Annotated in this window: 21 protein-coding genes and 1 pseudogene; 14 read left to right on the top strand and 8 right to left on the bottom strand. The window is 40.9% G+C overall.

Annotation, left to right across the window (positions count from 1 at the left end):
- Positions 1-185: 185 nt before the first annotated feature.
- From VB073_RS07100 to VB073_RS07090, 3 genes are all read right to left on the bottom strand, one after another.
- Positions 186-866, bottom strand: a complete 681-nt coding sequence (locus VB073_RS07100) for a DUF3823 domain-containing protein (RefSeq protein WP_323403458.1) — start codon at positions 864-866, stop codon at positions 186-188.
- A 230-nt stretch (positions 867-1,096) separates the two neighbouring features.
- Positions 1,097-2,890, bottom strand: coding sequence for a RagB/SusD family nutrient uptake outer membrane protein (locus tag VB073_RS07095; protein WP_323403457.1), 1,794 nt, complete (start codon positions 2,888-2,890; stop codon positions 1,097-1,099).
- A 12-nt stretch (positions 2,891-2,902) separates the two neighbouring features.
- A complete protein-coding gene (locus VB073_RS07090) occupies positions 2,903-6,061 on the bottom strand; it encodes a TonB-dependent receptor (protein ID WP_323403456.1) in 3,159 nt (1,052 codons plus the stop codon).
- 800 nt (positions 6,062-6,861) lie between these two features.
- Here VB073_RS07090 and VB073_RS07085 point away from each other — a divergent pair.
- The 9 genes and pseudogenes from VB073_RS07085 (at position 6,862) to tnpA (ending at position 16,561) form a co-directional block, all read left to right on the top strand.
- Positions 6,862-7,311: a helix-turn-helix transcriptional regulator gene (locus VB073_RS07085; protein WP_323403455.1), complete on the top strand. Its 450-nt coding sequence runs from the start codon at positions 6,862-6,864 to the stop codon at positions 7,309-7,311.
- Positions 7,312-7,754: 443 nt separating this feature from the next.
- Positions 7,755-8,807, top strand: a complete 1,053-nt coding sequence (locus VB073_RS07080) for a CHC2 zinc finger domain-containing protein (protein WP_323403454.1) — start codon at positions 7,755-7,757, stop codon at positions 8,805-8,807.
- Positions 8,788-9,483 carry a hypothetical protein gene (locus VB073_RS07075; RefSeq protein WP_323403453.1) on the top strand — a complete coding sequence of 232 codons (696 nt, stop codon included), beginning with the start codon at positions 8,788-8,790 and terminating at the stop codon, positions 9,481-9,483. Before VB073_RS07080 ends, VB073_RS07075 begins: the two co-directional genes overlap by 20 nt.
- 81 nt (positions 9,484-9,564) lie before the next feature.
- On the top strand, positions 9,565-12,852 hold the full coding sequence (locus VB073_RS07070; RefSeq protein WP_323403452.1) for a reverse transcriptase domain-containing protein: 3,288 nt from the start codon (positions 9,565-9,567) through the stop codon (positions 12,850-12,852).
- Between the two features lie 169 nt (positions 12,853-13,021).
- Positions 13,022-13,240: a hypothetical protein gene (locus VB073_RS07065; RefSeq protein WP_323403451.1), complete on the top strand. Its 219-nt coding sequence runs from the start codon at positions 13,022-13,024 to the stop codon at positions 13,238-13,240.
- Positions 13,233-14,489, top strand: coding sequence for a 5'-methylthioadenosine/S-adenosylhomocysteine nucleosidase (locus VB073_RS07060; protein WP_323403450.1), 1,257 nt, complete (start codon positions 13,233-13,235; stop codon positions 14,487-14,489). The genes VB073_RS07065 and VB073_RS07060 overlap by 8 nt, the downstream gene beginning before the upstream one ends.
- Before the next feature lie 208 nt (positions 14,490-14,697).
- Positions 14,698-14,790, top strand: a pseudogene (locus VB073_RS07055) (IS200/IS605 family transposase); the annotation flags it as partial.
- 133 nt (positions 14,791-14,923) lie between these two features.
- Positions 14,924-15,970, top strand: a complete 1,047-nt coding sequence (locus VB073_RS07050) for a hypothetical protein (protein WP_323403449.1) — start codon at positions 14,924-14,926, stop codon at positions 15,968-15,970.
- Positions 15,971-16,348: 378 nt separating this feature from the next.
- Complete coding sequence (tnpA, locus tag VB073_RS07045; RefSeq protein WP_416349511.1) at positions 16,349-16,561, top strand: IS66 family insertion sequence element accessory protein TnpA; 213 nt, start codon at positions 16,349-16,351, stop codon at positions 16,559-16,561.
- Between the two features lie 43 nt (positions 16,562-16,604).
- Here the strand turns inward: tnpA and VB073_RS07040 are convergent, their stop codons facing one another.
- The gene (locus VB073_RS07040; RefSeq protein WP_323403448.1) at positions 16,605-16,847 is read right to left on the bottom strand and encodes an integrase core domain-containing protein; all 243 of its coding nucleotides are present in this window, start codon (positions 16,845-16,847) and stop codon (positions 16,605-16,607) included.
- 191 nt (positions 16,848-17,038) lie between these two features.
- Between VB073_RS07040 and VB073_RS07035 the strand changes: the two genes are divergently transcribed.
- Both VB073_RS07035 and VB073_RS07030 read left to right on the top strand, forming a co-directional pair.
- Complete coding sequence (locus VB073_RS07035; RefSeq protein ID WP_323403447.1) at positions 17,039-18,259, top strand: ISL3 family transposase; 1,221 nt, start codon at positions 17,039-17,041, stop codon at positions 18,257-18,259.
- 9 nt (positions 18,260-18,268) lie between these two features.
- On the top strand, positions 18,269-18,691 hold the full coding sequence (locus VB073_RS07030) for a transposase (RefSeq protein ID WP_323403446.1): 423 nt from the start codon (positions 18,269-18,271) through the stop codon (positions 18,689-18,691).
- Here the strand turns inward: VB073_RS07030 and VB073_RS07025 are convergent.
- The gene (locus VB073_RS07025) at positions 18,678-18,896 is read right to left on the bottom strand and encodes a hypothetical protein (RefSeq protein ID WP_323403445.1); all 219 of its coding nucleotides are present in this window, start codon (positions 18,894-18,896) and stop codon (positions 18,678-18,680) included. The genes VB073_RS07030 and VB073_RS07025 overlap by 14 nt on opposite strands.
- A gap of 774 nt (positions 18,897-19,670) precedes the next feature.
- Here VB073_RS07025 and VB073_RS07020 point away from each other — a divergent pair.
- Positions 19,671-19,910 carry a hypothetical protein gene (locus VB073_RS07020; RefSeq protein ID WP_323403444.1) on the top strand — a complete coding sequence of 80 codons (240 nt, stop codon included), beginning with the start codon at positions 19,671-19,673 and terminating at the stop codon, positions 19,908-19,910.
- 412 nt (positions 19,911-20,322) lie between these two features.
- Complete coding sequence (locus VB073_RS07015; protein WP_323403443.1) at positions 20,323-21,339, top strand: nucleotide-binding protein; 1,017 nt, start codon at positions 20,323-20,325, stop codon at positions 21,337-21,339.
- 71 nt (positions 21,340-21,410) lie between these two features.
- On the opposite strand, the gene VB073_RS07010 is transcribed toward VB073_RS07015, so the two are convergent.
- Genes VB073_RS07010 through VB073_RS07000 form a run of 3 tightly spaced genes read right to left on the bottom strand, consistent with a single transcriptional unit; the run spans position 21,411 to position 22,724 of the window.
- A complete protein-coding gene (locus tag VB073_RS07010; RefSeq protein ID WP_323403442.1) occupies positions 21,411-21,869 on the bottom strand; it encodes a group II intron maturase-specific domain-containing protein in 459 nt (152 codons plus the stop codon).
- A gap of 24 nt (positions 21,870-21,893) precedes the next feature.
- Positions 21,894-22,319, bottom strand: coding sequence for a reverse transcriptase domain-containing protein (locus tag VB073_RS07005; RefSeq protein WP_323403441.1), 426 nt, complete (start codon positions 22,317-22,319; stop codon positions 21,894-21,896).
- A 9-nt stretch (positions 22,320-22,328) separates the two neighbouring features.
- Positions 22,329-22,724: a hypothetical protein gene (locus VB073_RS07000; RefSeq protein WP_323403440.1), complete on the bottom strand. Its 396-nt coding sequence runs from the start codon at positions 22,722-22,724 to the stop codon at positions 22,329-22,331.
- Positions 22,725-23,461: 737 nt separating this feature from the next.
- Between VB073_RS07000 and VB073_RS06995 the strand changes: the two genes are divergently transcribed.
- A complete protein-coding gene (locus VB073_RS06995; RefSeq protein WP_323403439.1) occupies positions 23,462-24,673 on the top strand; it encodes a hypothetical protein in 1,212 nt (403 codons plus the stop codon).
- The last annotated feature ends 167 nt before the right edge of the window (positions 24,674-24,840 follow it).

The raw sequence follows: 24,840 nt of genomic DNA, 5'->3' as shown, positions 1-24,840 counted from the left end.
ATATGAAATATCTTAGAACCAAGACTTTTAGAATCAGGAACCAAGACAAAAAATCCTGAATCTCCCATCTTGGTACTTGGATCTTGAATCTCCAGTCTTATTTCTTGGATCCTCAATCTCCCGTCTTGGCTCTTGAATCCCTAATTTCCCGTCTTGATTCTTGGCTCTTGGATCTTGGTTCTTCATCATGGTACCACCACTTCAAAAACCTTACTGTAATTATACCTTTTCAGGGCATTATTGGTCGCGACCGCAATACGGACGTAATATTTCCCGGCGGGTAATCCCGTAACTTCATCGGTAAACGAACCTTCCAGAAGATCTTCATCGGCTATTCCCGACACGTTGGTATCCTTCTTCCAGTTATATATGGCATTGTTCACCGTCGGTATTTTGGATACGAGCGTCTTTCGTTCGATAATCTTATCGCCTACCCTCGACCGTGCGATGCCGTAACTTGCGGTGACCTTCCCCGCCGAGGGCTGCACCGAAGCACCTACGACAGCCAGGAAAGGCGTTACCGTGAAATTCACCTCCGTACGTGCTCCCACGTTTACCGTGACGGTGTCGACCGCGAAAAAGGCGCCTTCCGTGGGAAGCACCTTGTATTCATTCCGGAAGATCCATGCATTCTCGAAACTCCCGTCGGGTTTGCCAGAAAAGGTAATGGGAGAATTGATCCGGCCTCCCCTTTCGAATAACTTGATGTTAAACCCGTTCGGCTGTTCCGATTGCAACGGCTCGTTCGTTATGTTGTCCGTCAGCGTCCCGTAGATCCCTCCATCCGGTTCATCGTAGTTATCAATTTCACATGCCGCAAGAAGCAACGTAAAGGGCAAAAGGAATAATATCTTTTTATATTTCATCGAAGTAATCTTTTATAGTTAATTCACGTGAATATTTGGAATGTATGCAACTAAAGCGGAGGCATTCAGATATTTTATGGGGACCCATAGTTCGAAGCGAGCGCAAAAAGAGTAGTTGTTTGAGCGAAGCGAGTTTCTACTCTTTTAGCAAGCAAGAACTGTAATGGGTCATAAAATATCGTCCGACGCAAGATTTAGTTGCATACACCCTACTTATAAAACTTGAGAAATCAATAATTCGGATTCTGGATAATCCTGGGATTCCGTGTAATTTCCCCCGGATCGATCCGTTCATAATAAGCCCTTACGGGAAAAGTCTTTGGAAAACGGCCCGCGATTCCCGTCTCGAACCGGTACGCATCCGCCTGCACATCATAATAGGGCTTCAGGGCATGGAACCGGGTGTTGTTCAATATATTATCAGACATTCTCCATCTACGGTAATCCCACCATCGGTGGTTCTCAAAAGCCAGTTCCACGATCCGCTCATGCCGGACCCGCTCCAGGGTGACTTCCTGATCCTCAAGAAGCCTGATCCCGGCACGCTCGCGGATGGCATTGACCGCCCACTTCGCGTCTTCCACCCGACCCAGTTCAAAAGCCGCTTCGGCATAATTCAACAGCACCTCGCCATACCTCAGGTCGATCCAAGCCTGGTCCGACCCCGTCTGGGTAGCCCTCGACCGTGGCAGGTTCACATCCAGGTATTTCCGGACATAAAACCCGGTCTGGGTCTTCTCGTTCCCGCCAAAACCGTTCAACCCGACAATATGGAGTGTCCCGTTCTCGTTATCGGGCTGATGGGTCTCCACGTTATACATCGCGCTGTAATCCCCCGCTTCATACTTCTGGCCAAGGTCGTATATCCCCGCCTGCACATCGATGGCCGTTCCCTGCCAGTCGCTGAAAGGCACGATGACCGACGCCACGCAACGGGGATCCTTCTCCTTGAACAGGTCGACAGGATCGGCATAATAGATGGGATTCCCCTCACTGTCCGTGATCCTTAACGTGCCCGGTGAGCCGTCGATATATTCGAACTGCTCCACGCATTCCAGCGTCGGAGCCATATTCGACCCGTATCCCTCGGGCCCCCTCACCCCGAAAGGAAGCACCAGCAGGTCGTAGAAATGCCCCTTGTCGGGATAGGAATAGTATTTCGTAAAGATGGCTTCCGGGTTGCTTTCATCGAGGAACAGCATCTGGAAATTGGTCGCCTTGTCCGTCGGATACTTGTTGTACAGTTCATATCTTCCCGAAGCGATGACCGCTGCTGCCGCATCATACGCCGCCTGCCAGTACTTCCCGGCACTTGCCGGAGGAATGCCGATCAGCCCGTCGAGCTGGACACTTGCGTTCTTCGCCTCCGACGCGGCATAGAGCATCACCCGCGACTTGAGCGCGAGGGCGGCATACCGGTTGACACGTCCCTTCGCATTGGTCTCGCCCAGCAGCAGGGCGGCACTGTCCAGGTCGTTGGCGATAAAATCGTACACCTCCTCATGCTTGTCCCGGGGAACCTGCAGCTCTGCCATGTTGTTGCCGCTGAAATTCTGCACATGCCTGATGATGGGGATGCCGCCATACCGCTTTACCATGGCGAAATAATAATAGGAGCGGATAAAGTAGGCCTCACCCAGCACCTGTTTCCTCTTCGTCTCGCCCAATACCGAACCGGGAAGTTTCTCCATCAGGTCGTTCATCACCCGCACGTTGTCGTACCCCCACCACTGGGTCTGGGTACCGTCGGCGATACTGCTCTTCTCATCGGTGAAATGATGCATCACCTCATCGGTATTATGCGCCAGATAATTGTTTGCCCCGGTACGGAAGGTGAGGTCTTCCATCGGCAACCGGTCGTACAGGCTGACCATATAGGCGTCGATGGCCGATTCGTCCCGGAAAATCTGCTCTTCGGTCAGGATATTGATGGGGGCGATATCCAGCCGGCTGTCACACGAACCGGAAAGTACCGCACCGGCCAGCAGGATAATCATCCCGGTTATATTGATAGTTGTCTTCATTTTCATCTTGATTTAGAATGTGACATTGATACCCATATTGTAATTCTTCATCAACGGGTAGAGATAGTTATAGGTGTTCGGGTCCTGTTCCGGATCGATATATTTAATTTTCGTCCATGTGAACAGGTTGAACCCGCTCACGAAGATCCTCGCGCCCCCGATGCCCGTCTTGGCCAGGATACCCTGCGGAATGCTGTATCCCAACTCCACGTTCTTCAGCCTCAGGTACGACGCGTCGGGCCACCAGAACTCCGAATTCCAGTTGTTGGACGGAGGATAGTTGGTAGCCGGAAACCGCCCCGGAACCCACGGGCTGTTCACGTCATAGATATCCTCGTGATGCCACCGGTCCATGAACTGGCTCAGGCTGTTCCGTCCCCACGGCAGGGGCGCCCTCATCTGTTCTATATACTGGAAATTGAAATTCGCCGCTCCCTGGAAAAGCAGGTTCAGGTCGAATTGCTTCCACGACGCGTTGACATTCAACCCGTAGTTGATTTCAGGGATATGGCTCCGGGCAATCGGCACCTCGTCGAGCGAACTGATGATGCCGTCCCGGTTCACATCCTCGTATTTCAGGTCGCCCGGACGGAGCGTCCTGTTACCCTGCCCGTCCTGGATGGGAGAGGAAAGCACCTCCTCCATCGACTGGAACTGGCCGATATAGCGGTAACCCCATGTCTGGTTATCCCTGCGGCCGACCGGGTTACTCCGCCAGTTGAGGTAGCTGTTGGCATCCGGATTCCTCTCCACATACACCGGCTTGCCCCTCGTGAAGGTGAAATTCCCCGAGATATCATACTTCAGCTCACCCGTCCGCTTGGCATGCCCCAGTACCAGTTCGAATCCCCGTCGCATATCCTCGTTCAGGTTCTCCTGCGGTAAGCTCGCCCCGACCGTCCTCGGGATCGTCAGCGCGCGTGTGGCCAGCAGCCCGGTACGGTCGCGCCTGAAAAGGTCGAACTGCATATATACCAGCCCGTTGCTGATATCGAAGTCGAGCCCCGCATTCTTCGTGGTGACCGTGTACCATGTGATATTGGCATTGGGCATTCCCCTGAACCCGAGGCCCGGTATTACCTGGCCGTCAATCACATAATTCCTGTCGGGATAGTTATACCCTGTCAGGAACTGGAAGGACGCTGCCCCGTCGTCACCCATCTGTCCCCACGACGCCCTCACCTTCAGGTTCGACACCGCAGGAAAAATCCCCTTGAAAAATTCCTCCTCCGAGATGCGCCATCCCGCCGAAGTATAGGGGAAGAACCCCCACCGCTTCCCCTTGGGGAATTTGGACGAGCCGCTGTAGTTGAAGGCGAACTCGAAGAGGTACCTCGACAGGTAATCATAATTCAGCCGCCCGATCACGCTCTGGTTGGCATCTTCATACAGTCCCCCCGAATTCACCTGCGCATTCTTGGATAAACCGGCAAAGAACTGGTCGATGTCGATGGCAAACTCCTTCCTTGCCCACAGGTTGTCGTTCTTCGCATACCGGTCCTCGAAGACGACCGACGATTTGAAATGATGCTTTTCGGCCCACGTCTTCTCGTAGGTGAGCTGTCCCTGGAACGTGGTGATCTCCGTCGGGTAGTAATTCGCGCTGAGGTTCGACGGGCTGTTCTGGGTGCCTTTCAGGATATAGGCATCATTCACCCTGTCATAGTCATAGGTGGAGTATTTCTTCCGCCACGCCTTCTGGAACCAGTCCTTGTTGTAGAAGCCGTAGGTGAGCTTGGCCTGCAGCCCCTCGATAAAAGGCATGTCATAAGTCAACACCATGTTTCCCTGGAAAGTCTTGGTTTTGGTCTTCGTATATCCCCCTATGGAGGCCGTCGTCATGGCGACCGGGTTCCACGGGTAGGTCATGTCCTGCAGGTACTCCGGATTGTCATTCGCGTACACCGGATAGGTCGGGATGTTCATCCATGTGAACTTGATGACGTTCCACGCCGCCTCACCCGGCTCGTTCTTGTTTTCGAGCATGCCGTCCAGGTTTACCTGTATCTCCAGCCCGTCGGTGATCTTCCCGGTGACGTTCGACCGGATATTGTACTTGTGGTAGTTCAGGTCGCCGCTTTTCCAGAGCCCCTGTTCACCCAGATAGCCCACCGAAGTGAAATACCTTATCCGCTCATTCCCTCCCGAGATATTCAGGTTATGCCTGTTCAGCGTGGTATAGTCCCGGGCGACGACATGGTACCAGTCGGTACTCGGATAGGTCCCGTCCCTGAATTTCCCGATGTCGTCGGGCGTATAGGTCGTTTCGCCCGGCGCCCTGCCGCCGTTGATCTCGTTTTCGGTGGTCAGCACGGCAAACTCGTAGGCCGTCCCCACCGTCGGGGTATTGCTTATCCGCTGCCATTCATAGGCACCCGTATAGGAGATGGTCGGCTTCCCCGTCTCCCCCTTCTTGGTCGTCACCAGGATAACCCCGTTGGCCGCTTTTATCCCGTACACGGCCGCCGACGCATCCTTCAGTATGGTGATACTCTCGATGTCATGGGGATCGAGCCGCGCGAAATCGGCACCGTCACGGACTATCCCGTCCACCACGATCAGGGGAGCACCGAACCCGCGGATATCGTACGAAGTGGTATATGCACCCGGCTCACCCGTCCGCTGGGTCACTTTCAGCCCCGGAAGCTTGCCCGCCAGACCCGTCACCAGGTTGGCTGTGGAAATCGACTTCACCTCGTCCCGACCGACGGAAGCCAGCGCACCCGTCAGGTTCACCTTTTTCTGCGTGCCATACCCCACGACCACCACCTCTTCCAGCGACCGGCTATCTTCCCGCAGCACGATATCGAAAGAACTCCTTCCGGCGGTATTGATCTCCTGCGCCAGATAGCCGATATAGGAGATCAGGAGCACACCCTTGCTTTCAATGGTAAGCGAAAAACGTCCGTCTCTGTCGGTTACGGTACCGTTGGTGGTACCTTTCTCCATTACGTTGGCACCGATAACCGCCTCGCCGTTGGCATCCGTCACCGTTCCCGAAACCGTTCTCCTTTGCTGTTGTACGCCAAAAGATGTGTGGGGATCGTGCGGCTCGTAAACGTAGTTGCCCGCAAACCCGTTGACTGTGCCCAATACTACAAAAACAGCCATAAACTGGATGGTAAGGGATAGCCCTACCCTGCCCCATCGGGGCAATTGAATGATTTTCATTGTTTTATTCATGCGATTAAAATTACAGACCGACAGCCGAACTGAACTGTCACAAACGGCAAATGCTTGTCGGCGTCTATTGAAAAATGAAACAGGTATTTCCGGTGAAATCCGGCCAAGTGAGAAGAGAGTTTCCAGTTAACTGAAACCCGGTGCGGTATTAGACAATCGTACGGCGAAGGATAGATATTCTATCTGTGGAGGAATAAGGCTGCCCGTAATCAGGCATGTATAATCTTATTCGATTTACTCTAAAGTATATGCGGGGATATAAAAAAGAGGCGCGGACGATTGTCTATTCCTATCTCCAGGCTCCGCAAGGGCCTTAACACGAGAATACGACAATGTCCACGCCCTTATTGCTAAGGGCGCTTCCATTCTTTGGCCTCGTGTTTGAATTTTGCGGATTCGGAGATTAAGACCAAAAAAGCGCTATATTATCTTCGTACCGTAGTTTAACGACGCAAAGATAATAATTCGTTTTAATCTATTATGTTTCCATAGGCTTACTCTTTAACAATACAATGATTTTTTACTTAAATTCTATGCATAAGAGAATTCAATTCACTATCCACTCCAACCTCTTTTATTGACAATTAATCGATTCATCATAAGACAGTTGTCATGCTCAACAATAAACAATTCTTATCAAAACAGATAACACAATGACAAAGGAAAATAGATTTTTTGTGTATAGTAGAACAAATCCGGAATATAATTATGCAATTTCCTGATATAATTATACGTATCTCACCAAAAGTCACTATTTTTGTTCTATAACACCGAAGACGATAGTAAAAATGGAAACAAAAGAACGGACTCTAAAAAACACCCATCACGGGCACGCTATAAAGCGCATCCGTCATACCTTAGGAATCAAACAGGAAGTTCTGGCTGATATGATGGGAACCACTCAGGCACGAATTTCCAACAGTGAACAGAAAAAAGAGTTGGAAGATGAGGTAATTGATAAATTTGCCAAAGCCTTAAACGTAGCCCCGGAATTAATCAAGGAGTTGGAAGAAGATCCGGTAACTTTTATTATTGAAAACAACACTTTTGAAAAAGGAAGTGTAGGTAACATAACTTCGTACAGTGATATCAGAAATGAAAATTTTGGGAATACGTATAATCCAATCGAACAAATACTCGAATTAAATAAAGAAAAAACACTCTTGTATGAGCGGATGCTTGAATTAGAAAGGGAGAAAATTGCTCTTCTTGAACAATTATTGAAAGACCGGAAATAAGATCCGGTTTCTCGATTTTCAACTTTATATTGTACAAGTACTTTTATAAAAATTATCATAGAGTGCTTACGATATAGGCATTTAAGTCCTATAACCATCCATATACCCGATCCACAAAATCAATAAGTCGTTACCCAAACCGTCTATGATATAATAGAGAAAGAATAATGGCAAACTTTACGCAAAAAAACTAACCTATGGATAAACAAGGCGAAATCATGAACTACTAACCTGATGAAACGGTTTGGTTCACTCAGATTCAAATGGGTGAGCCAGTCCAATTTACCAAACAAAATCTGGGTTTACATATTAATAACGTTTTAAAAAAAGGAGAGCTGAACCAAAGTTCAGTTGTCAAGGAATCCTTGACAACTGCTGCTGACGGCAAAAAATTCTGGACTAAATAGTAAATAGATGATCATTGTACAATTTAAATTTTTCATATGGTAAGAATATCACAAGAAACTATATCCCGTTTGTGCATGCTCTCTTGCGAGAGTGTGGCAGAACGACTTGGCATTGAGGTACGAAGACATAAGGCATTATGCTTTATGCACGAAGACCATCACCCAAGTTTGTCGTTTTTCGGTGAAAACAGGGAGAGGTGGAACTGCTTTGTTTGCAACAAAGGTGGTAGTGCTATAGATTTTGTAACAGAATATACGGAACTTAACTTCGTGGAAGCATGCCAGTGGTTGTGTCAAACGTTTGGAATTCCTGTTGAAAATTATTTTTCCGCCAAGAGCAGTATAAAGACAATTCATACTAAAAAAAGACTAAAGTTAGAAGAAGAGGAGAAATCATTTTCAAAGGCTGTTGCTCAATGGATTCTGGACAATAATTCGCTTACTGAGAATGGAAAAAGATTCTTGTTTGGGAAAAGATTTCTCAACACCGAGGTAATAAAACAATTGAACATCATATCAATCGACGATTCCAAGTTGTTAGTTGAGAAGATAGTCAAGATTTTCGATTCAAAGGTCTTGCTTGATAGTGGTTTCATAACTGTCACTAACGAAAAGTTATATTTCCGCTTGTTCACACCGTGCCTTATATTCCCCTACTATGACAAAGAAGGTAACTTGGTAGGAATACAGTCACGATATCTGGGAGCAAATGTGGATGCTCCACGTTTTCAGTTTATATCAGCACAAAAGACAAGGCTATTTAATCTGCCTATCTTAAATACGATGAAGTTTGGCGAAGATTTGTTCATAAGTGAGGGAATAACCGACTGTTTGGCATTACTTTCGTCTGGAAAGAAAGCCGTGGCAATACCGAGTGCTACAATACTGCCACAGTTTGATTTGATCAAGTTGAGAACTTACAAACTGCATATATATCCTGATCAGGACAATGCTGGAAGGCTGGCGTATATTAATCTTAGAAAATTCTTCATCAATCACTATACGATGCTTAAAGCGGAACAACTACCCGAAGGAGTAAAGGATTACAGTGAATATTATATAACAACATATGGAAGGCAAGAAAGTTAAAATAGTAGAAGCGCAAGAGGTTATGCTATACACAAAGGCTGAATTGTTTGAAGACATACAAATAATTCCTGAAGAGTGTGTAGAAAATACTCCCGAAGGGAACAAGGCTCATCGTGACTATGGACATAAGCTGAAGGTACTCCAATCAATCTTTGACATGAAACTTCCACTGTATGATTTCGAGAAAGATAACATGGAAGAAATAAAAGAGGCAATTGAGGTTTATGTAGAAAGGAATGGATTTCTGTTTGGTTACACATTTTTTTTATCATCAAATACAGACTTCGATTACTCATGGAGTTATTTACGTAAGCAAATGGATAAATATATAGATTTCTTTTCCGAGGCATACAAGTTTATTAGTTATGTTGTTGTAGACATAAATACCATGAAAACAAGTCTCAGCGGAAACAAAGATTTGCATATTGAGTTAAATGAATTGTTTGATGTGACATTTGTCGATGACAAACCGTTTATAAAAACGATAGTCTGTTGGGAGAACTTCTATCAAATCAATAAGGTTAAGAGCGGATACTATATATCCGTCAAAATCGGCAAAACCACTTTATTGACGTGTTATCGCAAATATAGTAACAAACTAAATCCATTCCTCGATAGAGTTAAGCAAGTATTAGCTGCATGGAAGGAACAAACGGAGAAAAAGGATAAGGCTTAGACTATGGTACAGAATATAACTAATTCTAAATTGTATAAAAAGATTCTTAATGGTCAGAATATCTTCAATGCGATATTCTGTATGGAGTCATACATTTTTGATAAAGGATTGTTGAATATTGACGAGACAGTTGAACTTTTTGATGAATTTGGCGAGGTGATTGAAGTAATAGCTAAAAATGATTTGGAATTATTTTATATGCTCGCAGATAAACATAATGTTGAACTGATAGAAAAGGTCATAAAAGATTGTCAACGGAATCTTCGATGGATTTTTTCAAGCGAAGAAAATCTGTTTAAAGCTAAAGTCTATTTCAAGCTAAAGAATTATGATAATGAGGTGCTGAAGTTCCGTCCACTACATACAGCTCGATTGATTGACCTAATCTGTATGGTTAGTATTCTGAACTGTCTAATGTATGAAGACAATTATAAAGAAGGCAAGAGGAATTTGTCGGACTTGTCGAAACTTGTGCCGCATAATTTTTATGGCAACATACCAAGCACAAATGTGCAGTACTTGTTTCATAAGTGGCAAATAAAGTACAAGGAATACACTGAAAACGTTATTGAACATTGCCGATCATATCAGAATAATCATAATTATCTGACAGAGGTGTGTTTGGATATCAAGAATTTCTTCCCATCCATTTCACCAAAATTACTTTATGATTACATTATTGAAAAGCTTTCTTCAACGTATAAAGACGACTTACCAGCCTTAAAGACAGTTGTTACAAAGTTGCTATTTTTTAAGTTAGAGGAAGACAATATTGAACCTTGGAAAGACTGTTACTATCCAGATGATTTTGAAACAGCACGTGGTGGTTTGTTCATGAATTGTGGTATTCCGCAGGGATTGCCGCAGTCTTATTTCTTCGGCAATCTCTGTATGATAGAAGTGAAGAATTGTCTCATGAAAGATGAATGTTTCCATGGTGATGCTTATTTCTATGTTGACGATTCAATGATCTATGTTCAAGCAGAGTTAGATGAAAATTCATTCAAAAAAAGAATAGACGCACTTAATGCGGATCTTTCGGAATGGTGCAACAAAGCTGAGTTGAATAAAAGCGACATAGGAGAGTTTGTTCCACAAACATATTTGGATTTCCATGCAAAGTTGGAATATCAGATTAAGTTTCATGACGAAGGGAAAAGCGTGTTCACTCCAATAGATACTACAGACAATCAATTCGGTCCGATTCTGAATCTAACTAGAGAAACATCTATTTCTTCCGAGCTCTCATGGAATTTGGATGAAATTGACGATCAAGTGTCTCTCGGAAAGTTGGAAGCTCTTGACAAGGTTATTTCTCGTGAGATAGAAGAGCAAAAAAAGAAAGAGAATGCTGATAGTGAGTATAAAAATAAAGTATCTTCGAGATTGAAACTTCTGCGCAGATTCAAGAAATTTTTCCTTTATCGTAATCGTCTATTAAAGATAAGAGAAGATGGCGGTCCAAATGAAACTCTCAATAGCTTTAAGGAGCGCTACTTAGAAAAGGATACCAACCTTACTGAATGGTTTGAGCAAAACGATGAGGGCATATTCCAGTCTGAATATAGATTACTTATACAAAGAGTGTCGAAAGAGGAAGCTCTGGAGTTAAGTAAGGATATAGTAAAATTCGAGAAGACTGCACTGAAGCATGGAAAAAAGGATGATAAAAATAGATACAAGTATCTTTTCTTCACTAAAGATGCGAATAGTGCTGTAACGATGAAATCACTTTCTCAAGACATCTACGCATCACTCATTCGCTGGACAAAAGAGGATTTTAGCGGATTTAAAGGGCTTAATCCCGGAAGACAGATGGAAAAATTCCGCACGTTCATGACTGAAAAATCCTCAATGGCAATAAATGGCATGAAGGATAACGGATATAGAGAAAAAGACTTTACGAAGTTTGTAATGAAATCATCTGCGGAATATCAAAGAAGAATCCTGAATGTTTATTTCTCTGAAATTATGGGTGTTGTTCCATCAGATGCTTTGACATTCATGAAGACTAATTCACGCAAGTTCCACTATACCGAACTTCGAATACTAGCATACCTAAGGAATAAAGATTTTAATTTGGAGCAGTTTGAAGAGTTTGTTGAACATATAAAAGACAAGGATATATCTAATTGCATGGGTATTGATATGGGACTACTCGACGTGTTGAACAGATTCATCAGTCATGTGCGTAAGCCAGAATGGGTGGATTCATTGATTCTCACTCATCAACTGACAAAAGGCTTGTGGTATAACGGCTCTAAGTTTCTCAATGCATATACACTTCATAATGAGGAACATGCAGTAACTCTGATTAACAAGTCGCTGGAGTTGACTAACAGAATTGACTATTTTGTGTTGAAAGATATAGATTATTACATCTTGTTCTTAGCCTGTTATCTACATGACATCAGTATGGTGATTCATCCCGACCTTGGCAGGATGAGTTCTGCCGAAGGTAAGAATATAGTTATCATATCTGACCTTATGATGAAGATGCAGGGTGAATTAGAAGCTTTCAATATCATAAATCCAGAAGACCGCAAGAATTCTCGATTGAAGAATGCTGGTAAGTTTTTGCTATCTATCTTCAATGATGTATATGGCTACTTTGAGAGTGAAGTAAGAGACCATCATGCTACGGATAGTGCGAAGTTTATCCGCGAAAGGTCTAATACATTGCTCAGCTATCTTGAACCTACTTTACTGTCATTCGTAGCAAAAGTTTCAGAAAGTCATGGCTATGACGTGTATGATGTATATGGTTTGAAGTCGAGAGCAAAAGACGATACTGTCAGCTTGAAATACCTGATGATACTCATCCGCTTGGCAGACCTGCTTGATGTGGCAAACGACAGAGTGAATTATCATCTGCTACGACAGAATCTCAAACACTTGTCGTTAACATCGAAGTTCCATTGGATTTCGCATCTTGTGACAGATAAAATCGAGTTAAAGACCGTTTACAACACAGATGGAAACAAGGTGAAAAAGTTGGATGAAAAACCAATTTCAGAGGATATAAACCTTAATTTATATCTGAATGTCAAACAACTCACTTCTGCAACCAAGAAAGATAAATGCGAAAGTTGCCAGTGTAATATGAAAGATGGATGCATCAGCATAGAAATAAAGAATGGTAGCAAGCCGAGAGAGAAATGTAACCAGGACTCGTGCACTCTCCTCTGCCGATGGATGATGAAGAAACATGAGTGGCTCATTCCGGAACTCGTCTCCCTGAATGACTACCTCTTTTCCGTGAACAACTCGCTCATAAGGACAAGAATAAATTTCAACATACACTATAGTGGTGATATGAGCCTCGACCCTGATATGTTTGACTATATACAAGAATATTTGGGAGTATAATTGGATAAAAAAATGATAGTATCCAGGAAACTTAACACTATCCCATTAAGTATGTAAGTGACAATTGAAGGGTCTTGTTTATAGCCTGACCCTTCACTAGCTGGAAAACTTTGTTGGTAGTGACGATAATTGACACTGTTCATGCAAGTGAAAGAGATTAATGATAGAAATGGAAAATAGAAAAACTGCTGCCAACAAGACATTACCAAAAGGCGGATTGACATCTAAAGCTCAACATTTTTTTACTAATTTAGCTACAGTGCAAGGCTCAACTGGAGTGCTATTTATTTCCCGCCCTCCGGCAATGCCCTGCTCGTTATCAGCTATTCTATGGCGATCACGCAAACATCAAACGATAGTTTTAAAATCAAACTTACAAAATGACTGATACAGAAGAATATTTACCACAATCACGAACACTTTTTAGAAAGTTTATGCAAGCACATTACCGTGACTATTTTGAGGATATGAGAGAAGCACGAGTTGGACCTAGTAGTGGTTACTGGTATTTTTACCGAGACGGTGAAGTGATTCAACATATTCGTGACATCGTTCATAATCTTGAAGAAACTTTTGGGAATGTTACAATTCCCGGAGAATTCACGTCTCCGAAACTTTTAGTCGAAGCATGGAAATGGTTTCATGATTATCTCCAAACAAAGGAGACTGAACTTTTTGATGATGTATTTAAAACATTGGAAAAGAAAAAACAATTAGTTCCCGAACCATTAAGATGGGTTTACAGAGACCATAAAAATGTATTAGGTTTATTAGAGAAAATCTTATCTATGGAAGAAGTAAAAAAATATCTAAACGAAAAAAAAGAAAGCAAACAAAATGCTAATTCCAATTCGTTTGATATTGTAATAATTACAGCACTCCACGATACCGAGTTTGAAGCCTTAAAGAAGATGCCAATTATCTTAAATCGCTTTCCTGTTGCAGACGACAGCACAAATTATTGGAACGGGAAAATTGGTAACAAGTCAATTCTATTAGCAACTGATGATAAAATGGGTATTGCTGCGGCTGCAAGTTTATCTACAAAAATTATTTCTAAATTTTCTCCGAGCTATTTAATTATGGCTGGTATTGCAGCAGGAGTAAAAGATAAAGAGAAAAATTACGGAGATATTCTTGTTGCTAGATTTACTTGGAATTACGAATCAGGAAAATACAAATACAACATAAAAACAAAGACAACGACATTTGAACCGAACCCCGAACAGATTGAGTTAGACGATTCTATTGTTCACATCATAAATGAAATCAAAACTGACAAAACACTATTACAGACAATACATCATGGCTTTACTGTAACAAACAATGATCTAAAACCAGATGCTAATCTCAAAGTTTTTATGGGTCCATTTGCTTCAGGTTCTGCCGTTTTAGCTGACAAAAAAAAGATTGATTCAATTAGAAGAAACAATAGAAAACTTATCGGGATTGACATGGAAACTTTTGGTGTGTTCTATGCTGCCAAGAGTTTTTCCAATAATGGCAAAACAAAAGCAATCTCAATTAAATCTATTTCAGACTTTGCTGACCAAAAGAAAAGTGACAAATTCAGAAACTATGCTGCTTACACAAGTGCGAGTTTTATATATAATCTCATCAGACTGAAACTGCAATAAATAAAATGACTGCAAACTTTAACATGACAAGACTTCGGTCGGATAGAAAAACAACCAGGCATTCAATGGCAGATATTCAAAAGTTGATAAACAAATTGACATGCTAATAGAAGATTACATAGCAAGTAGTCGAATGATAATTTGTTGATCGTTAGTCTCTTATGGTTTAATTCCCCGCCGCTTGCGGCGAAAAATGTTATATTTGTACATGGTACAAAGTAGATATATTCATAAATCACATAATGTGACCGTCTTACTTTATCACATAGTTTTACCGGCAAAGTATCGTCGAGTAGTTTTTTAGTGATACAGTTGATATAACATTTAATCAACATAAACAATAGTGTGATAAAGAAGAGCTTCAAGATGCGCAACGTTTCATATCGACGAACGTTAGCTGCAATGGTAGTGCGACATCGAACAATGACTAATGAATGGACAACAAAAACGACATATTAAAACGCTATCAACAGCGACAGCTTGAAAAACGAATGGAAGAACTGACCGAAAACTCATCTCTTATTCAATCTTTCATTGACTATTGCGACAGCAAACAAATAAAGTTGAAAAACGACAACTTTGATTATGTTCAGACGATTGGAATTGTAGCAATATATCCAAACATAGTTCATCTTTTAAATAAGAAAATTTCTACGGACAAGGAAGAATTAGTGGAAGTAAGTGTTTTAGACAAAGAATTTAAAAGAGAACGTTTTGCTTCGGGTTATTATTACTCAGACAAATATATAATAATGGCTCACCCTTATTTCAGACGAGGATATCATCAAAATAGCAATTTTGTACCACACTTTATAGACATCTTTTGGGACTACGATAAAGACAATATTCAAAAATATATTGCAATTGATAGCGACAGAGTAAGAATAAACGTTGATAATCGTATGTATATCGAAGCTGACACTTGGTATGGTGCTAAATTTAAAAATACAATTTCCGATATTGAAGACGGAATAGTTAAACTTCGTCCACCGTTTGGACTTGAACCGTTTGACATTGAATTCCTTTTTGGTAACACATACTCTCTTGACATAAAATGGACATCTAAAAATGGAATTAAGGTTTTCCAAGTAGAAGAATTTAAGGCAGACAAAAACCGAATTACTAAAAATGGTAACGAATACTATCCAGTGAAATATTTACACGCTGAATTTGACAACCATGCAGGGACATTCAAACATCTTGACGGTGCTATTCATTTTTACACAGAAGAAGAATATTATCAAAGACGGGACAACGACTTTAATTATAACAGCAAAAACAGTTTGCAATTAAAAACACTTTCACAAAAGTTATTTAAGGTCAACGGTCACGTAACGATAGACGAGTGGATTGAACTTGTTAGTCATTATTTACAAGGCGATCCACTTATCTTTGAATATTTTGAAGGTAAATTACCCGACAACATATTAGACACAGTTGAAAAACTTACAGCATGCAGACAGAAAAACCACAGCACCTAACACCTAAAGTTTCGTTGTGCCCGCAGGACAAACAATGAAATCAATGTTGAAGGGAACTGAAATCAGTTATGGAGATGTCGTAAAGAAAGGATAAGAGACAAGGAGTAGTTTTAGGACTGTTTTTTGGAGATGACAAAAGAGAAAAGTTAAATTGATAATTTCTTCATTTTATCCACTATTTTTACCTGTGAGTTTTCATTAATGATAATTTTATGACGACAGTTAAAACAATTGGCAAACCCCAAGAATATTTCGACGAAATTGAAAAACTAATTGAAATAGTTTTTAATGGTTTTATGGCAATATCGTAAGCCCCCGATAAAATACCCGTTTCACTTGATGTGATATTTTCAGAACTTTGCCGGCAAAGATACAGAGATGAAGCCGAGAGAGATAAGCAAAGAAGAATTTATCATGATCCTTGAACGCCAGCAGCAAAGCAGGTTAAGCATCAAGGATTTTTGCGAGAACGAGTCCTATATCCGTTTGAGTTTTTATTATTGGAAGAGCAAGTTGGGGATTGGGCTCCCATATAACAATCATGTCAGTGGAGTCCCTTCTCTCCGGAGAGTTGGTCCCGATAAGCATTAACTTTAACTGTGCTATAACAATAGATTCGCTACAAATGGGTTTTCTAAGCTATAATTTCTTGGAATAGTCTATTTATTAGTATTCTTTTCTTAAAGTGTTTGAGATACTCATAATTTCTCGGCCAGACTTCTTCCTTCGGGTCCCAAAACTGTTTGGTCACATCAGGTTGTATAGGGATTAGAGGTTCAACCGATTTTAGTTTTTGCCATGGAGTTTTACCATTTAAGGATGAGTGGGGTCTTTTTTTATTATAAAACTCCTGCCATTCAATAGCTAAATATTCCATGTCCAGAGAGTCATCAGAAAGATCTGTAATCAGTAATTAGAAATGGTTCTTCGTCACTTTTGGTGGTCTTAAAAAACATTACACTTTTCAACTTAAATATCACATATTCAGCAAAATACCTCTTAAATAATTAGGTTAAAACAAAATTTATGATTAACTTTAATGCATTATTTATTAAACAGTTATCATAAATGAAGAGAGTTTTTAAGAGTAAACAAAATTTGCTATTACCATCTTTACTACAATTCCCAGGAATTAGTGTGAAAGGAATCTTTGTGAAAGATGATCAGGTCTCGATATCAGCGAGAGTTACATCAAAATATGATATCTGTCCAATCTGTGGCTTAAAAAGTAAACGTCTGCATAGCTATTATCGTAGGAAGTTGAATGACCTCCCTATTATATCCAGGTCTGTTGTACTAGAACTTACCGTAAGAAAAATATTCTGTGACAACCCCATATGTTCAAGAAAAGTATTTTCGCAACAGCTACCCGACAAAGTGGCTCCGTATTCCCGAAGGACATTGCGTGCAAACGACAGGTTACTTCAATTGGGCAAGGAGACATCGGCAAACAAAGGTTCATGGATTTCAGGACAAACGGGGCTTCCAGTCAGTTCCTCGACCTGTCTTAGAATAGTGCATAGATGTAAGATTTCCCCAGCTGTCAAGGCGGTACATTTGGGGATCGATGATTGGGCTTATCATAAGGGACATACCTATGGTACGATTGTGGTAGATAGAGAAACCGGCAAGACTATAGAAATTTTAAAGAGCCGGGAAAAAGAAGATATCATTGAATGGCTTAAAGGGTATCCTACTATTCAAACTATTACCCGTGACCGGGGTGATTGTTACATCCAGGCAATCACAGAGTCCCTGCCCCATGCAATACAAATAGCCGATCGATTCCATCTTATGGTGAATTACTCTGACCATGTCAGGGATGCTATCAAAAGACTTATCCCAAAGCTTGGAACGGCAGTAACTGTAAAAACACTTAACAATCCGGACAGGGATGACTCTGCCATTCAAAAAATAACAGATCTTGCTACCGGTTCGATTTTACAGACAGATGAAAATAAAAATACTTTGATTGAGAAGGCAAGAGAGCTTTACCTGAATAATTATTCTATAAGGTCCATTGCTCAAATTCTAAGGCTTAATTTCAGAACTGCGCGTAAGTATGTCCAGGGGGATAATGCACAAATATTTACAGTAAGAAAAACGTTTATTGATTATACAGAATACCTTGATGACTTAATCGGGGGATATTGTAAAGGAGAGAGTCTTCCTTTCATTTTCAGAAAGATAAAAATGAAGGGTTTCCAGGGTTCATTAAGGGGATTGACAATGAGGTTCAGTAAACTATACAAGGGGCGAATGGAAAGAAGCGGATTGCATGCCATCTAAAAAGGAGCCTTGAGACCACCAAAGATATTTTCGTGCAGAAAGCTCTGTATATACCTTACAAATAAAAATTACGAAAAATTATTATCCCCTGTTGAAATCGGGTGGTATGAAGGTCTTAGAAAAGATAATCCAATACTGCAAAGCCTATGGGATTTATCAAACAATTTCAGAGTGATTTTTAAAGAGAAATCCATTCAAAAATTTCATGAGTGGGTTCAGCAGGTTCAGCAATCCACTTTCAGGGGATTAATAAACTTTGCGCATGGCTTACAGGGAGATTTAAAGGCCGTGGAAGCAGCAATTGTTTATGACTACAATAACGGAATAACTGAAGGTTGTGTAAATAGGCTAAAAAATATAAAGAGGCAGATGTATGGAAGGGCAAGTTTTGATTTGCTGAGGAAAAAAGTAGTTCTTTCTAGATGGGGATGACCACCAAAAGTGACGAAGAACCATTCTTAGTTACCGTTAACAACTTGCTCTCCCGGTATTTTTTGATAATGATAACAGAACTGGGAGTACTGGTAGCCGTCGGGATGCGTCTCCTTGTATTTGCACCAAAGGTAATGAAGGGTATATCCCGTTTTCTCAAGGTCAGGTTTTCATCGTTCCCTGGCTTTTGCAAATTCCGTTTCATACTGACTCCCTATTCCAGCACAAGCTGACCCCTCCTCCCGGGATGCTGACCCCTCTGTGAGCTTCCTTCACACAAACTCCTTTTTGTGAAGTTTCAAGGGGGCAGAATGCCGGACTGTCCGAACTGTCATTCCGGCATATTGACCCCAAAAGGTGCCGAAGGTTTTCCTTGCTTTGAGTCGTTTTATGTCAGAGGCAAACATAAACGAAATCAAGCTATTCGATTATAAACGCTCCCTATCCTATTCCTTTGACCATCAGAATACCATGAATTACAGCACTGTTTCTGAGCAAAAAGTTATCATAAAAATCTGAATGATTCATTATTTTATTTCCCTTCTCAATACCGACTCTGGAGCTAATCTCAAAACGATAAAGTTTTACAGACCCAAAAAGGTAAGAATCTCTGTCCCTTCAGACTACACTATAGTTACTGATTACGAAAATAGTATTTTCAAGTGATAAAATGGATTTTCATATTTTCAACCCGCGTTTGGAAACGAAGGAGACGAAAGAGATAATTTTTTCACTTTATCGAACGTTAAATTAATAAAATCAGTATCTTTGGAAAATTAGATTTATCGTACCACCAATATGCAACAATTTAAGCAAATACAAAAGACGCTGAGGAGAATAAATACAAAACACATAGCTAATATGAGTAATTTAGATCAAATAATAAAAAGATAATAAAAACCGGGTTTACGCATGTTGAATATTTTTTGCGCAAATTAGACGTTAGCAGTAATTGCCGACCCACAAACACGACAGAAAAATGGACAATTCAATTTCAATCACATTTGGGACACCTAAACACGGTTGGCTGCCTATTGACTTCCATTATCAGGATTTTCATTTGGATTTTGATGCTTCAGACGCTTTAAATGACCCGATTGAAGAACTTTATAATGCAGTTACTAATTTACAAGACAATGAGCTTAAACGAATAACCTGGTGGCTCGAACCAAGTGCATATTTTTTGACATTGAAAGAAAAGGACAAAGTATTGACTTGACAATTATTGAAGTAGACGATCTTCACAATGAGAATGCTGACATTATATCATTAATTACAATTACTGGAAACGATAAAGAAATAATTGAACCATTCCGTATTGTGTTAAGGCAGTTTTTTTCGCAGACTTATGAAGAAAATCATTGGTCATACAACTTGGATAAAAATAAAATAAATAGTTTATGACAGGATCTTTACCTAATGCAGACAAAGGAAAAGCAACTTCTGCTAACAGCCCATTTGCAATAGGCGGGGTTTCGTGCTCCGCAGACAGTTTAGTGGTTATAGAAAGTTCAGTGCTCCGAATGAACATTTGTACTGAAAAGCCCACCCATCGCAAATCGGCAAACCGTTAGGTGTAATTTTATTAAACCATATAATATTGATAAACAACATAACTAAAAATTAAACAAATGCGAGAATTAACTTCAAAGGATTATAGCAATGCATATTGCCTAGGTACTCAATTGATTAGATATACTGCTCATGTCGATAACGGTCTCAAAGTGGCTGAATTATCTCTTAAACGTGTTGAGGCTATTCTTAATGCATTAGAATTTCACGATACAGACTACTATATTGATTTAGTAAAGCAAAGTGCAAAATCTAAAATGAGGTATGATGAAGTAAGAGAGGTAGCTAATCACCTCGGTATGATATTATCAACTAAAAAAACTTTTGAATTAGGAATATTATGTTCGTTTGGATGGTACTTGCCATTTTTCAAGCTAGCTCTGGAATCTGGAGCAAACTTAAAAACTCTTGATGTTGCAAGAGGAGAATTACAAGAACATTTTGAACTAATCAAAGGAATACTTCCACCAAATATAACGGAATTAATCTCCAATTACATTAAGGAATCTGAAGGAATTATGCCAAAAACTGAAAAAGCTATTAAAATGGCAAATATTTTGGATGATGTTTGGAGAGATTTGGAAATGATTTTAGACAGAAAAGATATCAAAGAATCTGTAATGTTAAATCCTCAAAAAGTATTTGTTGTTCATGGTCATGATGAAGCAATACTTTATAGTGTTTCTTCATTTCTTCAAAAAATAGATATGGAACCGATTATCTTAAAAGACCAGCCAAATAAAGGATTAAGTGTAATTGAAAAATTTGAAAATGAAGCTAAGAATGCAGGGTTCTGTATTTCAATTTTCAGCCCAGATGATGTTGGAAGAGTAGATAACAAAGAGGATAAATTACAGAAGAGAGCGCGTCAAAATGTAATATTTGAGTTAGGATATTTCACGGGGTTGCTTGGACGAGATAGAACATGTGTTTTATATAAAGATGGTGTTGAAATTCCGAGTGATTATAACGGAGTAATTTATATCAAATTTGATTCTGAAGGAGCTTGGAAAACAACCTTAGCAAGAGAAATGAGAGTTGCTGGAATGAATATGAATATTGATAAATTATTTTAAAAGATTTACAAGAAAAACTACACCTAATCCAGTAGACTGCCCTGCTAGCCTTGACTGACGGGGAGAGTTTCTCACACCACTGTACGTACGGTTCTCGTATACAGTGGTTCGTTAAGAAAAGGAGCAATTTTCTGATAATAGATAAACAAAGATTCGTAACCACGTTGTTGCAGACGTTCCACCGTGATGATGGTTCGCAAAATCGGGCTACAGACAACCGCCCATGTACCCATCCGGCTACGGCTGTGACTGTATGCATGTTCAAGGTCAACACCCAAACGCATCAGGTTTTTCCGTCTTCGTCCGGGTTTCTTACATTGTTTCCGGATACAGCACCGCAACCGGTTACGCACCCAACCATCAACATCTTTAAGTTTTCCCTGAATACTTGCCATGCGGTAGTATTGCAGCCAACCTTGCTGTACTTCTTTCAGTTTTTGGATACGCTCATCGAATGTGGCTGGTGTGGTTTTCCTAGTAATGGTTTTGAGTTTTAGTTTCAGGTTTTTCCATCCTTTGTCGCTTACCACCAATTGGTATTTGCCTTTTCTCCCTTATTTGTAAGTAGGTACAAAACCATATCCTAATAGCGAAAAGTTTACAGGCTGACGTATTCTGCTTTTCTTCCGGTTAATAGGCAAGTGTAGTTTACTCTTAAGAAAGAGAAAAATCCCGTTGCCTATTTTGCGGGGTTGCCATTGGCTTTTGCAGTAAATGCTAAAGTTATCGGCATAGCGGATGTATTTTAATCCACGCCTCTCCAATTCTTTCTCCAACTCATTGAGCATGATGTTGGAGAGGATCGGGCTAAGCGGACTACCCTGTGGTACTCTTTTTCGGCGTTTGACTAACTTCCCGTTGATTAATATCGGGGATCGTAGCCATTTGCGGATAAGGCGCAGCGTGAGCGGGCATTTTACCTTGCTGTACAACAATTGTAGCAGGATGCAGTGGTTAACTTCGTCAAAGAAGCTTTTCAAGTCTATATCCTAATGACCTTTGTTGATATACTCCAATGCTTTGAGTATCGCTTGTTGGGCATTCTTGTTCGGGCGAAATCCGTAACTGTAATCCTCAAAATCCATCTCGAACCGGTTGGCCAAAACTTGCCCCACGGCTTGTTGAAGCATCCGGTCTACAGCGGTAGGCATACCTAAAAGACGTGTCTTCCCATTACTCTTGGGTATTCCTACCTCCAAAATGGGTTGCGGCAAGTAAGTGCCATTTAACAACTCCTGTTCTATACGTTCCCTGTTGTTTGTCAGGTAATTGTACAGTTCACTTACGGGCATCCGGTCAACTCCTGCTGAACCTTTGTTCTGCCTGACCTGTTGTAATGCACGCATCATGTTGTGACGGTTAATCACTTGCTCAATCAGTTCCATTTGGTTTTGTTTACTTGTTTTACCTCTCTTTTGCTCTGTTTCGCTTGCTACAGGCTATCCGTTCAACGGGATTCCGTGTCGCATTTGAAACTTCCTAACGTTCAGTCCTTCATCACTTTTGTGAGGCCTCCGGCTTTCTGGCTTTCTGGCACTTGCCGGCTCATTTTCCGTAACTACTATGACCTCGGCTGACTTCTCGTTGCATTTTACTGCTTCGAAACCTCCCCCGGTAAGAGCTTTTTCCTTCCTCCGATCCCTGCAATATCTACATATCTGTCCTTTGATTTGATTAACTTGCTTAATCAGGGCGTTACAATGATGTAGTTGCTTATCCCGAACAATTATGCCTCATATACCGTTTCTATTCGTCAGTACCGGATTTTGCAGTCTCGCTTCCTCCATTGCTGTCGTTACCAACAACCAGCTTGCGACTTGCTAATGCTTCGGGCACGACCCCGCGCATAAGGGACTTGAACCCTCTGGAAAAATACACCTGCCTAAAGCATTGTTTAACCAAAATTATTTGTAATTTTGAAATTTTCCTGTTGCTTTGCAGCAGGTGTCCTCTGCTCATGCAGGGCGCAAACACGGGTTTTGCGTCAGGCGGGTTGACGTGCAAGCTTGAAGCTTTGTGCTTCTATTCAAGTTCAGCGCTTATTGATAGTTTTGTGTTCCAAAACCCGCCCGAACGCAAAGCCGCCGAACCGTTAGCGGTAAGCCAAAAATGCAAACAAACTATGATGGGAAACCTTTTCAATAAATATTTTCTAAGTGACTTTATAAATCATTTTAGAAAGTCATTGTCAGAACGAATTGATAAATTAGAAATCATTGATTCTACAGATATTCTATCTCTAGTTGACAGATTAAAATCAGAATTTACAATTTACCCAATTGACATAAAAGACCCAGAACCCTCTGAACCAAAGGAGACAAAGGTAGAAAGACAAAATATGTGGGGCGAAAATTATCTGCAAAAGGTTTTTGAAGTTTTTGTTACGATTCCATTTGAAGGAGACAAGGGCCTTTTCTATTGCCACCCATCAACATCGACAGCTGTTTACCTTGATAAAGGTGTTTCAATAAATTCAAACAACGTCACCGCGAAAATCGTCTTAGACAGTTTGGATGAAAGAGTATATCATTCAGAAGTAAATAAGATTCTTGGAGCATTAAAGACAAATCTTCCAAGAATTCACTCTGAAATAAAACCGTGGAATGATGGTTTGGAAACCTTGATAAAACAATCATTGGAAAGCAGAAAAGGAGTGGTGGCAAAAAAAATTGACTTTATGGAGAAAATCGGACTAAAAGTAAATCCGAAATCAACCGAATACTTAATTCCTCCTACAGTTATTAAAAAGACTATACCAATACCTGCGACAGAAACCTCCAAGACTGCAGCTAAAGAAAAAGTGCCAATTCTTCAGCAAGAAGTGTATGCAGACATTAGAGAAGTATTGTATAACGTTGGGAAGGCAATCGAGAGAAAACCGTCAATATACAAAGACAAACACGAGGAAGATTTAAGAGATATTTTCTTGTTGTTTCTTGAAACAAGATACGAAGCAACAACAGGTGTTGGCGAAGCCTTCAATAAAAAAGGAAAAACTGACATTCTTCTAAAGTATGCTAAGGACGGAACAAATCTTTTTGTTGCAGAATGTAAATTTTGGAAAGGGCAAAAAAAGTTAATAGAAGCCATTGACCAATTATTGGGCTATTTGACACATAGAGATTCTAAGACAGCATTAATATTTTTTGTTGACAAAAAGGAAATGACAAGCATTGTAAATACAATAAAGACTGAGATTATAAAGCACAAAAATTTTAGTAAACACAATAAGGACACTTACGAACATTCGATTAACTACGAATTCACTTTGCCTGACGATAGCAATAAGAAAATTCAAGTTGAAGTAATGCTTTTTCATTTCCCAACTATATGACGAATAGAAAATAAATAAAACGCCATACCGCTAACATCTAAGGTTTCATTTTTGTACGCAGCACACGAAATGAAACCGCTATTGAACGGAACCGGAATTAGTTATGGAGATGTCATCCGGGAAATATGATTGGGATTAAATATTTGAATACATATTATGCCTATGGA

Origin of the sequence: Proteiniphilum sp., from assembly GCF_034927365.1 — a bacterium.
Lineage (GTDB): Bacteria > Bacteroidota > Bacteroidia > Bacteroidales > Dysgonomonadaceae > Proteiniphilum.
This window is presented reverse-complemented; position numbering and strand designations above follow the sequence as displayed.

What these genes read in the sequence shown, in the direction of transcription:
- VB073_RS07100 (WP_323403458.1), bottom strand. Translation starts at nt 866, where the DNA reads ATGAAATATAAAAAGATATTATTCCTTTTGCCCTTTACGTTGCTTCTT.
- VB073_RS07095 (WP_323403457.1), bottom strand. Translation starts at nt 2,890, where the DNA reads ATGAAGACAACTATCAATATAACCGGGATGATTATCCTGCTGGCCGGT.
- VB073_RS07090 (WP_323403456.1), bottom strand. Translation starts at nt 6,061, where the DNA reads ATGAAAATCATTCAATTGCCCCGATGGGGCAGGGTAGGGCTATCCCTT.
- VB073_RS07085 (WP_323403455.1), top strand. Translation starts at nt 6,862, where the DNA reads ATGGAAACAAAAGAACGGACTCTAAAAAACACCCATCACGGGCACGCT.
- VB073_RS07080 (WP_323403454.1), top strand. Translation starts at nt 7,755, where the DNA reads ATGGTAAGAATATCACAAGAAACTATATCCCGTTTGTGCATGCTCTCT.
- VB073_RS07075 (WP_323403453.1), top strand. Translation starts at nt 8,788, where the DNA reads ATGGAAGGCAAGAAAGTTAAAATAGTAGAAGCGCAAGAGGTTATGCTA.
- VB073_RS07070 (WP_323403452.1), top strand. Translation starts at nt 9,565, where the DNA reads ATGGAGTCATACATTTTTGATAAAGGATTGTTGAATATTGACGAGACA.
- VB073_RS07065 (WP_323403451.1), top strand. Translation starts at nt 13,022, where the DNA reads ATGGAAAATAGAAAAACTGCTGCCAACAAGACATTACCAAAAGGCGGA.
- VB073_RS07060 (WP_323403450.1), top strand. Translation starts at nt 13,233, where the DNA reads ATGACTGATACAGAAGAATATTTACCACAATCACGAACACTTTTTAGA.
- VB073_RS07050 (WP_323403449.1), top strand. Translation starts at nt 14,924, where the DNA reads ATGGACAACAAAAACGACATATTAAAACGCTATCAACAGCGACAGCTT.
- tnpA (WP_416349511.1), top strand. Translation starts at nt 16,349, where the DNA reads ATGAAGCCGAGAGAGATAAGCAAAGAAGAATTTATCATGATCCTTGAA.
- VB073_RS07040 (WP_323403448.1), bottom strand. Translation starts at nt 16,847, where the DNA reads ATGGAATATTTAGCTATTGAATGGCAGGAGTTTTATAATAAAAAAAGA.
- VB073_RS07035 (WP_323403447.1), top strand. Translation starts at nt 17,039, where the DNA reads ATGAAGAGAGTTTTTAAGAGTAAACAAAATTTGCTATTACCATCTTTA.
- VB073_RS07025 (WP_323403445.1), bottom strand. Translation starts at nt 18,896, where the DNA reads ATGAAACGGAATTTGCAAAAGCCAGGGAACGATGAAAACCTGACCTTG.
- VB073_RS07020 (WP_323403444.1), top strand. Translation starts at nt 19,671, where the DNA reads ATGGACAATTCAATTTCAATCACATTTGGGACACCTAAACACGGTTGG.
- VB073_RS07015 (WP_323403443.1), top strand. Translation starts at nt 20,323, where the DNA reads ATGCGAGAATTAACTTCAAAGGATTATAGCAATGCATATTGCCTAGGT.
- VB073_RS07000 (WP_323403440.1), bottom strand. Translation starts at nt 22,724, where the DNA reads ATGGAACTGATTGAGCAAGTGATTAACCGTCACAACATGATGCGTGCA.
- VB073_RS06995 (WP_323403439.1), top strand. Translation starts at nt 23,462, where the DNA reads ATGATGGGAAACCTTTTCAATAAATATTTTCTAAGTGACTTTATAAAT.